Genomic DNA, 10,784 nt, shown 5'->3' on the forward strand with positions numbered 1-10,784 from the left:
GATATCTTCTTAACGGCTTCAGCTTTAAATTCTGTGCTATAGGTTCTTATTTTCTTGACCATGATAAGCTCCGATTAATATGCTTAGTTTACCAAGTTTACTTGTACGGTTTCTTCAGCATAGCTCACATCTTTAACTTTAGAGCATTTATATTATGAAATCACCAAGTTCTTTATTTCGACTTACTCAGCTAAGTAGTTTATTACTGACTACTAGCTTACTAAGCAGTGTCGCCACTGCCCAAAATCTGCAAATGAATGACATGAGCTTAAAGTCAGAGCTAGATTGGCTAAGAGCGCAAGGTGTGATTCAAATCAGTACCAGCACTTGGCCTTTGACCGCTAATGAAATTAATAGAGCTTTATCTAAAGCAGATATTCGCACTGCTGAGCAACAGCAAATTGTGCAGTCTATTCGCTATACGCTAGGTAAAGAGCCAAAGTCATTAGTGAATACTAAAGTATCAGCTTATGCGCAAACTGATAGAGAGCAGCTGCCACAAAGCTTTGCTGACGATAAGACAGCCAACTTCCAAGCCAGCGCACAAGCGAGTATGAGTGAAGAAGATTGGGAAATTAATATACGTGCTAATGTCAAAGACAAAGACATGATTGATGATGAAGACTTAAGCTTTGAAGGCTCTTACCTAGCTGGTAAATATGCCAACCAATGGCTCATTGCCGGTCAAATCCCTACTTGGTGGGGGCCAGGACATGATGGCAGCCTTATCCGCGGTGATGCCAGTAAACCTGTCGTCGGTGTCACTATGCAGCGTGATATCCAAGCAGCACCCAGTTATCGTTATCTCAACTGGATTGGACCTTGGCAATATCAACTATTCGCTGGTCAATTAGATGATTATAAAGCCGTTCCTGACACCAAGCTAATCGGTATGCGTCTAACGGCTAGCCCAATGGACTGGCTAGAAGTGGGGGCTTCACGTACCTTTATGTGGGGCGGTGATGGACGTCCTGAAAGTGCCAGCTCATTTTGGGATGCTATTAAAGGCACCAAAGATAATGTATATGGTGATGACATTGATATTTCCAACCAGCTAGCTGGCTTTGATGCTCGTGTGAACCTAGCACCTTTGGTTAATGTACCCGTAAGTGTCTATGGTCAATACATTGGTGAGGACGAAGCTGGCAGCCTGCCGGCCAAAAATATGTATTTAGCCGGTGCTGACTTTGCTTCAAGCATAAATACGCCAGCTATGGGCACTATGCCTTATCAGTTATATACCGAATGGACGGATACCCGTACCAGTGGAGATATAAGTGGCATATCCTATAATCATCGAAACTATACTGATGGCTACTATCAGCATGGATATCCTTTAGGCTATGCACTAGGCGGTGATACCGAAAGCATCGCCGTGGGCGGTAAGCTTTGGTTAAACAACCAAAACTTTATTAATGCCAAAGTGCAACATGCTAAAGTTAACCAGTCAGGTATCGAAGGTAGTAACTCTTTCCGTAATAATAAAGCTTTCCCAGAGTCAGACAAGTTAACCCTATTAGATGTGGCTTGGGAACATCAATTAAATCCAAAAACCACGATTTCTAGTCGTGCTTGGGTATCTGACTCAGATATCCATTCCACAGACGTGGGTGGTGGTATTGGTGTCGAATTTGCTAACTTTTAAGTTTGTATCCTAGTTTATACAAATAAAAACAGCCCTTAGATTTATTAACCTAAGGGCTATTTTCATTGCTATCGCTCACTTGTCTACTTATACCCACCCGGATTCTGACTCTGCCAATGCCAGCTGTCCTTACACATATCTTCAATCGTTAGCTCAGCCTGCCAGCCTAGCAAGTGTTTGGCTTTATCAGCACTGGCATAACAAGCCGCAATGTCTCCAGGACGTCTGTCTACCAATTGATAAGGCACACTTTGACCGGTTGCTTTTTCAAATGCTTCTACCAGTTGCAGCACCGAGCTGCCATTACCGGTACCTAAGTTAATCGCCTCAAAGCCTAGGCCAGTTTTGGATGGTTGCTGACTTTGTTGGCTTTGATTGTGAGTAATATAGTTTAAGGCAGCCACATGACCTTTAGCTAAATCTACCACATGGATAAAGTCACGCACTCCCGTACCATCGACTGTATCATAATCACTGCCAAAGACACTCAGCTGCTCAAGTTTACCGACGGCTACTTGACTGATAAAAGGCATTAAGTTGTTAGGGATTCCATTGGGATCTTCTCCAATTGAGCCAGAGCTATGCGCACCTACTGGATTAAAGTATCGTAGACAAGTAATATTCCAGCTCGGATCAGCCTGCGCTAAGTCTTGCAAGATATACTCAACGGTTAACTTCGATTGACCATAAGGGTTGGTACAAGAGCGTGGAGCTGTTTCCGGGATAGGTAGTGTCTCAGGATCGCCATAAACAGTAGCAGATGATGAGAAAACAAAGTTCTTTACACTATGCGCTTGCATTACCTCTAGCAGCTCAAGAGTGCCCGTGACATTATTTTTATAATATCTTAATGGCTGAGCAACCGACTCTCCCACAGCTTTAAGTCCTGCAAAGTGAATCACCCCAAAGAAGTCATGCTGATCAAATACTTGATTCAATAGCTTGCTATCTAGTACATCCCCTTCGATAAAGGCAATCTCTTTACCAGCAATTTGCTCAGTACGCTTTAACGCTTCAAGGTTGCTGTTAGACAAGTTGTCATAGACCACAACCTCGTAGCCTGCTGCTATTAGCTCAATACAAGTGTGTGAGCCGATATAACCCACACCACCAGTTACTAAAATTTTATTACTCATCATCAATCCAGATTGGTTTTTATTTTAAACGTTTAAATTAATAGTTTAATTGTACTCGCTTAAGCCTGCTTATCCAACCGGCTAATAGTCACCCCACTAAAGCCAAATAAGATAGTCAGTAGCAGTGACAAATAACAAAAGAACGCATAAGGCAGATACTCTAATACCGGCACCTCAAGTGCCTGGCTAATAAACACCCCGCACACACTCCAAGGCACCAAGGGATTAATCACCGTACCGGCATCTTCAATAGTACGTGATAAGTTCTTAGGGTGTAAGCTCAAACGCTCAAAAGTCGGGCGAAATGCTGTTCCTGATAACAAGATACTTAGATACTGCTCGCCAATAAGCACATTGATGCTCAGAGCGGACATAGCCGCTGCAAAGATGGCCTGGCCGGCTGTGGCCAATTTATCGCGCATACCAGCCAGCAAAGCCGGCAAAATACCCAGTTTTTTTAACAAGCCGCCCAGACTCAACGCCAAGATCACAATGGTCTGCGTAAAGAACATACTTTGGATACCGCCACGGGTCAGCATGCCCCCTACCTCGCCCAATTCTAAATTTGCAGCCGGTGCATATCCAGCAAACAGATAACCACCCAACTGCTCAATACTGGGTGAGCTGTGTATATAAGTAATCATCAAGGCGCTGATAATGGTGCAAATAATGGTATAGATGGCATTGACTCGAAACATGGCCAACACTATTAATACCACAAACGGCAATACAGCATAACTGTGTACCAAGCCACTTTCGACAAGCTGATTTTGTAGTACAGTGACTTGGCCTAAATTGGCGATTTGCATCGGCCCGGTTAACATCCAAAACAGCAGCACGCTAATGATCCAAGCTGGCACCGTGGTATACATCATATTGCGTAAGTGCTCAAACAGATCAATACCCACCACAGACGACGCAATGGTACCGGTATCAGACAGCGGCGACATTTTATCACCGAAGAAGGCGCCGGAGACCACTGCCCCTGCCGCAATGGCCACATTGGCATCAAAGGCATTACTCATGCCGATAAAGGCCACGCCAAGCGTCGCTACCGTGGTCAAGCTGCTACCTAGGGCAATACCAATAATAGAAGTGAGCACAAAGGCTGAAATATAATAAAACCGTGGAGAAATCAGCTCAAAGCCGAAGTACATCAAGGTGGGAATGGCCCCCGACATCATCAAAGCTGCCACCATAAGCCCGATAAAGAAAAACAGATAGATAGCGCCGCTGCCACTGACCACCCCATCTGTCATCGCCGACTGTAGATGGGTAAAGCTCAATCCTCTTAGCCGCCCCATTAATAACAAAAAGCAAATCGCTAGTAGCAATGACAAGTGCGGCACCCAGCCAAAGCCAATCATGGTCACGCCCATAATTAAAACAACACATCCAGCCATCACAAAGGCTTGGATAGGCGACAGCTGTGGCTCGGGCTGCGGTGAGTGGCTTGAAAGCTGAGTGAAAGTAGGGTTAAGCGTTGACTGGGGGTGGTGAGTAGAGTCGGTGTGATCAGGCTGAGCGGGGGTATTTGATGACATACACTATCCGTTTGATAAGCGACGTGGCATAAAAAGCGCCCATAATAGCAATTTTTTAAGCAATTACATAAGCTTTGGCGCAATAAGCGTGCAAACAATTGGATTATGGCTCAATCTAACATTGAGTTAACCGCCAATCTAGTTTATTCTTTTAGAGTGTGTGACCTACAACCTTCTGAAAGGAAATAAAATGTTTGAACGTGTCGATTTTTATGCTGGTGACCCAATCTTAGGCCTTATGGTTGAATATGCTAATGACAGCAACCCCAATAAGGTAAACCTTGGCGTTGGCGTTTATTATGATGAAAATAACGTACTGCCAGTGCTTGAGTGTGTAAAGACTGCTGAGCAGCGCATTGCAGACCCTATCTCTGCCCGCCCTTATTTGCCTATGGAAGGCTTACCTGGCCATCGTAAAGCTTGCCAGGACTTATTGTTTGGTAAAGATGCACAAGTATTACAAGACAAGCGTGTCTCGACCATTGCGACCATCGGTGGCTCAGGCGCTCTAAAAGTCGGCGCAGACTTTATCAATGCCTGGTTCCCTCAAGCCAAATGCTACGTCAGCGACCCAACCTGGGGCAACCACATCTCTATCTTTGAAGGCAGCGGCATCGAAGTAGGCAAATACCCTTACTATGACAAAGCCACCGGCACTGTAAAATTTGACGAGCTTATCGCCTTTTTTAACACCTTAAACAAAGACGACGTGGTGCTATTGCACCCTTGCTGCCACAACCCTACCGGTGTTGACTTAACGCAAGCCCAGTGGGATGAGCTACTACAAGTGGTACAACAGCGTGAGCTTATTCCGTTTATGGACATCGCCTATCAAGGCTTTGGCGAAGACATGGACAGCGATGCTTATGCCATCCGTAAAGCGGTGGATATGGGTCTGCCTTTATTTGTCAGTAACTCATTTTCAAAGAACTTATCACTTTATGGCGAGCGTGTCGGCGGCCTATCTGTGGTCTGCCCAACTGAAGAAGAAGCCGAGCGTGTATTCGGTCAGCTTAAATTCACCGTTCGCCGCATCTACTCAAGCCCACCATCACATGGCGGCCGCGTTGTAGACATCGTGATGAATGATGAGGCGCTGCACAAACAGTGGGTGGATGAAGTTTATGGCATGCGTGATCGCATCAAAGCCATGCGCTTAAAGCTAAAATCAGTACTAGAGACCAAAGTACCAGGTCGCAACTTCGACTACCTAACCACGCAAAATGGTATGTTCAGCTTCACAGGCCTAACTCCTGAACAAGTAGAACGATTAAAAACTGAATTTGGTATCTATATGGTGTCAAACTCACGTATGTGTGTGGCCGGCTTAAATGGCAACAACATCGACTATGTGGCCAATGCCATGGCAGAAGTTTTAAAAGACTAATTGCCGATTTAGTTTAGATTTTAATTAACAAAAAGCTGAGCAGTTGCTCGGCTTTTTGTTAACCGAACCGTTTCATCTATTTAAATATTAGAGAATCACGTATAATTCTTGTTTAATATTGACTAAAGCGTAATTATCTTTTTCAGAGTTGAGTGTTTTTTACTATATATCACTGATATAAACTAAAATAGGCAAACTATCTCTTTAAGTACATTTAGAGTTAATTCACAGTATTAGGAATATAATATTAAAGAAATATATCGTTAGTATATATAAAGAACATCTACTCTAAGTTTCTGTAACCTCTTAAATTAGTATTAGGTTAGTATCATAGATGCAATAAAAACTTACCTTCTAACCATTTCACCAAAGCTATAGTTGAATTTATATGTTAAGCGTAATAAAAGAGCTTTTTTCTTTACTTTCTGACAAACAACGTAAGCATTTTTACATATTACAGTTTTTAGTAATTTTAATGGCCTTTACAGAGCTATTAGGTATAGCTTCTATAGCTCCATTTATGGCATTAGTTGGTGATCCAAGCTTGCTACAACAAGATGGCATTTATTTTAAACTATATCAGCTTTCAAGATTAGAGAATCCTGTAGATTTTTTATTTTTTGCAGGCTGTCTCGTGCTTTTAATGCTTACAATATCTACAATAGTTTCTATGCTTACTACTTGGCGTTTAGCCGTATATGGGGCAAGCGTCGGTACAGAATTAGCAGACCGTCTATATGCTTACTATATGCAGCAGTCTTGGTTATTTCATGCCAGTGGTAGTAGTGCTCAGCTTACCAAACAAGTATCTACTGAGGCTAATAGAATCAGTAATGGTATTATTCAACCTTTAATGAATCTCAATGCCAAAATAGTGTTGGCTCTATTTATCTCAATCAGTATCTTTATATATAACCCTATTATAGCTCTAGCGGGTATATCTGCTTTTGTATTATCCTATATGCTTATGTACAAATTTGTGCGTAAATCATTGATATTTAATGGCCGTAGACTATCATCTGTCTCTACTCAAAGATTTAGATTGATGAACGAAGGCTTTGGTGGTATTAAGGATATATTACTATTAGATCGTAAGTATGACTTTATAGATAGGTTTACTGAGCAGGGTGGACTACAAGCTCGCGCTCAAGGAACCAATAATACGATAAGTCTAGTACCGAGGTTTTTTGTTGAGCTGCTGGCTTTTGGTGCTATGATTAGCTTGGTACTCGTCTTAATAAAGAGTTATGACGGAAACTTAGGACAGGTTCTTCCTGTACTAGCTATTTATGCTTTAGCTTGCTTTAAACTATTACCTGCTTTACAGCAAATATATTCTAGTATTACACAAATTAAAGGTAACTCTGCAGCTTTTGAAGCTGTGAAAGAGGACTTAAAGCAATCAAAACTAACTGCTAATAACCTTAATACAAAAACAGCCTTATCAAAACTAAATTTCGAAGAGCAAATTACGTTAGAGGATATTAATTTCGCATATCCAAATAAAGAAAGTAATGCTCTAAAAAATGTCAATATTTCTATTCCCATTAATCATGTTATAGGTATTGTAGGAGCTTCTGGTTCAGGTAAATCCACGTTGATAGATATCATTCTGGGTCTACTTCACCCCAAATCTGGTAAGATATATATTGATGGCACTCTTATTACCAAAGACAACATTCATGCCTGGCAAAATAACCTAGGTTTTGTACCTCAAAGCATTTTCTTAAGTGAAGGTAGTATTGCTGAGAATATCGCATTTGGTGTACCAATCAGTGAGATTGACTACGATCAAGTCATGAAAGCTATAAAACTGGCCCATTTATCAGAACTAATTCAGGAGTTGCCTGAGGGTGTTCATACAAAGGTTGGTGAGCGTGGGGTGCAGCTATCTGGAGGGCAACGTCAACGTATTGGCATTGCACGAGCGTTGTATAATGAAGCAGATATTTTAATATTCGATGAAGCAACTAGTGCACTAGATGGTATTACTGAAAAAATCATTATGGATGCTATCCATGATTTTAGTGGTCAAAAAACTATTGTTATGATTGCCCATCGATTAAAAACGGTACATAAATGTGATACTATCTATTTAATGGAGAAAGGTGCAGTCATTGATCAAGGCTCTTATCAAGAGCTTGTGAATAAAAATCCTAAGTTTCGAGAGATGGCTAAGCACTCTTAGTTACTATGATAATAATCCAAAAAAAAAAATACATAAAAGTTAGAAACTAACTGCTAAAATACCAGCAGGAGATTTCAATAGGAAAAAATTAAGATTTACCGATACTCAAATTTTTAATATGTCTCTAATAAGTAGAACAAGTTATACCTCTTAGAGAAATATTACGCGATAAGCAAAGATAAGTTACTACTAGCCAACTGATAGTAACTCGAAGCTAAAGACGAAGGTCTATGTTCTTAGTAATATTAGCCAGAGCATCTTCTATGATAAAGAGTATTAAAGAAACCTTCTGGCAGACTGTTTTGGCGATGCAATACGTAGCGATAGCGAAGTTCAGAGCAAACATGGCGTTATGGAAGACTCACTAATTACTTTTCTCAAAGAATTAGAAGCTTAGAACATACGGCTTAAAAAAATTTATGCCGAAGAGTGTCTTGAATCAAACATTCTTTAAGACGCCATTTCAGAAAAAGTGGTAGCTCTAGCAAGCCGCAAAGAGCTAGCTTAACACTACATCAAAGCCACTAGCAGACGCCTAGCTTGTCCGATCTGTAACATAATCATAACCTGTTATTACTATCAACTAAAGACAGCGGAGGACAATAAGCAGATGGCTAAGGCTATTAGTTGATTTAAAAAACACTCATAAAAACTTGGGCTTTAAACTGTGTATTTTATACTTAAAAAATGTATTGGGACTGCCTTATAACCATAAGCGTGTTTATCGTATCTACCGTGATCTTAAATTAAAGCCGAAAATAAAGCCTAAAAGCCGTATTAAGATAGTCAAGCCCCAACAGCATGCTGTGCACACTTGCATCAATCAAAGCTGGAACATTGACTTTATGCATAATGCCTTAACTGATGGTAGAGCTATTAGGCTGCTTAATGTCATTGATGATTATAACCGTGAGGCTTTGACCATTGATGTTGACTTCTCGTTGCCGGCTCAACGAGTCATACGTAGTTTAAATCAGCTGATAGAGTACCGTGATAAACCTGATCGAATCAGGTGTGATAATGTTCCTGAGTATATCAGCTAAAGATTTGGGCAGATAAACAAAGAATTGCTATTGAGTATATTTAATCTGGCAATCCTCAGCAAAACACCTATTTGAACGCTTTTAAAAGATAATGAACTACCTTTAAATATACCTATTTAAAATAATCAAGTTACTAAATATAATCCATTAGATCACATGTTCTTAAAACTAATGAATTCTAAATGTTAGGCCTATAAACAACTGTTCGTTTTAAATTAGTTCTAATTATTCTCGTGAAATCTTAATAGAAACTAATTTTAATAGTCTATCCATTAATTAAAGAGAAAAATATGTCAACAATAGTATCTTTAACATCTACTTCATTTCGTTTACCTGTATTAAGACACAATCTTGAATCTCTTATTAACCAAAGTATTAAACCTGATAAAATACTCCTAAACATTTCTAAAGATCCATATTTAGCTGATGAAGGTATAGATAAGCTACCACTCTGGCTTGATGAACTATCTAAAAGTAATAAAATTACAATTCAGTGGGTAGAAAATATAGGCTCTTATCGTAAGTTATTACCAGTCTATAGTTTTGCCAATGATGATGACTTAATTATAACTTGTGATGATGATGTGATTTATGGTGAATACTGGCTTGAATCATTACTCAATACAGCCAAATTGAACCCAAATAGAATTGTATGCGGTGGTGCACGTAAGCCAGCAAAGTCTATTGGAAATAAATACCAAAGTTATATAAATTGGCCTTTAGTAAATGCAGGGAGTAGCGGTCATGATCTCATTCCAATAGGTGTGTATGGTATAGTCTATCGTAAAAAATTATTAGACAACCATATAATATATAGCAAAATATTCAAAGAGTTAGCTCCTAAACAAGATGATTTATGGTTTAAGTTCGCACATGAACTAAAAGGTACAGAGGTTGTTGTCTGCAAACATGCAGGAAACGAGGTATACCCAATTAACACCCCTACAACTCTTTCATCTACGAATATGTCTGTAAGACTACCTAAATGGAGTATAAAAACTATTATGCCTGCTTTAGCAGCTAGGTTAGCTTTAAAGGCAAAAGCTCGCCTTGGTGTTGCAACTTGTGATAATGATATAGCATTTAGAAAAATACAACATTATAAGTCAGAGCTTTGATTCAACTAATATATAATATATATTCGCACTTAGAAAATCATGCTTAATATAAATACACTCTAAAATAGCACAGCTCAAACGTAGAATTTCTTATAAAATACCCATAAGGAGTTTTAATATGAGCAAACGAATGACTGAGACCCAAATCGTATCGATATTAAAAGAAGCAGATGCTGGGGTACCTGCTAAAGAGCTGTGTCGTAAATACGGGATTGCTAGCTCGACTTTTATAATGAGGAACGTCAAGAAACAGTCTGGGAGACTGTTTTAGTGACGCAAGACGGAGCGATAGCGAAGTTAGATCCAAGTATGGTGGTATGGAAGCCTCTGATGTTAAGCGATTAAAAAAGCTTGAAGAAGAAAACCGTAGGCTTAAACAGATGTATGCTGATTTAAGCCTCAAAGCGCAGATGCGGTGTTTGTCAACATAGTTGTCACCATTTAATGAATTAGGCGACTCTCATCTTATCAATCGATTTTGGCTCTTTTACTGGATTTAAAGTCGTTGGGGGCACAGGTGTACACTCTCTCACCTCTCGGCCACCCCAACGCGCAGGATTTAATGCTTTTGCACTCTCTATCGTCTGCTTACGCTTTGAGCTATGCTGAAGAAACCGTACAAGTAAACTTGGTAAACTAAGCATATTAATCGGAGCTTATCATGGTCAAGAAAATAAGAACCTATAGCACAGAATTTAAAGCTGAAGCCGTTAAGAAGATATC

At 40.1% G+C, this 10,784-nt stretch carries 6 protein-coding genes and 2 pseudogenes; 6 read left to right on the forward strand and 2 right to left on the reverse strand.

Annotated elements, in window-relative coordinates; genetic code table 11:
- The first annotated feature begins 154 nt into the window (after window positions 1–154).
- Window positions 155–1,645, forward strand: a complete 1,491-nt coding sequence (locus JMX92_RS12580; protein ID WP_201545993.1) for a capsule assembly Wzi family protein — start codon at window positions 155–157, stop codon at window positions 1,643–1,645.
- 83 nt (window positions 1,646–1,728) lie between these two features.
- On the opposite strand, the gene galE is transcribed toward JMX92_RS12580, so the two are convergent.
- Both galE and nhaC read right to left on the reverse strand, forming a co-directional pair.
- Window positions 1,729–2,784 carry a UDP-glucose 4-epimerase GalE gene (galE, locus tag JMX92_RS12585; protein WP_201545994.1) on the reverse strand — a complete coding sequence of 352 codons (1,056 nt, stop codon included), beginning with the start codon at window positions 2,782–2,784 and terminating at the stop codon, window positions 1,729–1,731.
- Between the two features lie 56 nt (window positions 2,785–2,840).
- The gene (gene nhaC / locus JMX92_RS12590; protein WP_201545999.1) at window positions 2,841–4,184 is read right to left on the reverse strand and encodes a Na+/H+ antiporter NhaC; all 1,344 of its coding nucleotides are present in this window, start codon (window positions 4,182–4,184) and stop codon (window positions 2,841–2,843) included.
- Window positions 4,185–4,515: 331 nt separating this feature from the next.
- Between nhaC and JMX92_RS12595 the strand changes: the two genes are divergently transcribed.
- From JMX92_RS12595 to JMX92_RS13590, 5 genes and pseudogenes are all read left to right on the forward strand, one after another.
- On the forward strand, window positions 4,516–5,712 hold the full coding sequence (locus JMX92_RS12595) for an aromatic amino acid transaminase (RefSeq protein ID WP_201545995.1): 1,197 nt from the start codon (window positions 4,516–4,518) through the stop codon (window positions 5,710–5,712).
- Between the two features lie 388 nt (window positions 5,713–6,100).
- Window positions 6,101–7,900, forward strand: a complete 1,800-nt coding sequence (locus JMX92_RS12600) for an ABC transporter ATP-binding protein (protein ID WP_201545996.1) — start codon at window positions 6,101–6,103, stop codon at window positions 7,898–7,900.
- 334 nt (window positions 7,901–8,234) lie between these two features.
- A pseudogene (locus JMX92_RS13585) lies at window positions 8,235–8,984 on the forward strand (DDE-type integrase/transposase/recombinase); the annotation flags it as partial.
- A gap of 249 nt (window positions 8,985–9,233) precedes the next feature.
- Entirely contained in the window at window positions 9,234–10,061 is an 828-nt protein-coding gene (locus JMX92_RS12610; RefSeq protein ID WP_201545998.1) for a glycosyltransferase family 2 protein, read from the forward strand.
- Window positions 10,062–10,179: 118 nt separating this feature from the next.
- A pseudogene (locus JMX92_RS13590) lies at window positions 10,180–10,462 on the forward strand (transposase); the annotation flags it as partial.
- Window positions 10,463–10,784 lie beyond the last annotated feature (322 nt).

The sequence above is a fragment of the Psychrobacter sp. H7-1 genome, assembly GCF_904846585.1.
Classification (GTDB): Bacteria; Pseudomonadota; Gammaproteobacteria; order Pseudomonadales; family Moraxellaceae; genus Psychrobacter; species Psychrobacter raelei.

Bases quoted from the DNA above. Each gene is read 5' to 3' on its own strand.
- JMX92_RS12580 (WP_201545993.1), top strand. From the start codon at position 155: ATGAAATCACCAAGTTCTTTATTTCGACTTACTCAGCTAAGTAGTTTA.
- galE (WP_201545994.1), bottom strand. From the start codon at position 2,784: ATGATGAGTAATAAAATTTTAGTAACTGGTGGTGTGGGTTATATCGGC.
- nhaC (WP_201545999.1), bottom strand. From the start codon at position 4,184: ATGGCTGGATGTGTTGTTTTAATTATGGGCGTGACCATGATTGGCTTT.
- JMX92_RS12595 (WP_201545995.1), top strand. From the start codon at position 4,516: ATGTTTGAACGTGTCGATTTTTATGCTGGTGACCCAATCTTAGGCCTT.
- JMX92_RS12600 (WP_201545996.1), top strand. From the start codon at position 6,101: ATGTTAAGCGTAATAAAAGAGCTTTTTTCTTTACTTTCTGACAAACAA.
- JMX92_RS12610 (WP_201545998.1), top strand. From the start codon at position 9,234: ATGTCAACAATAGTATCTTTAACATCTACTTCATTTCGTTTACCTGTA.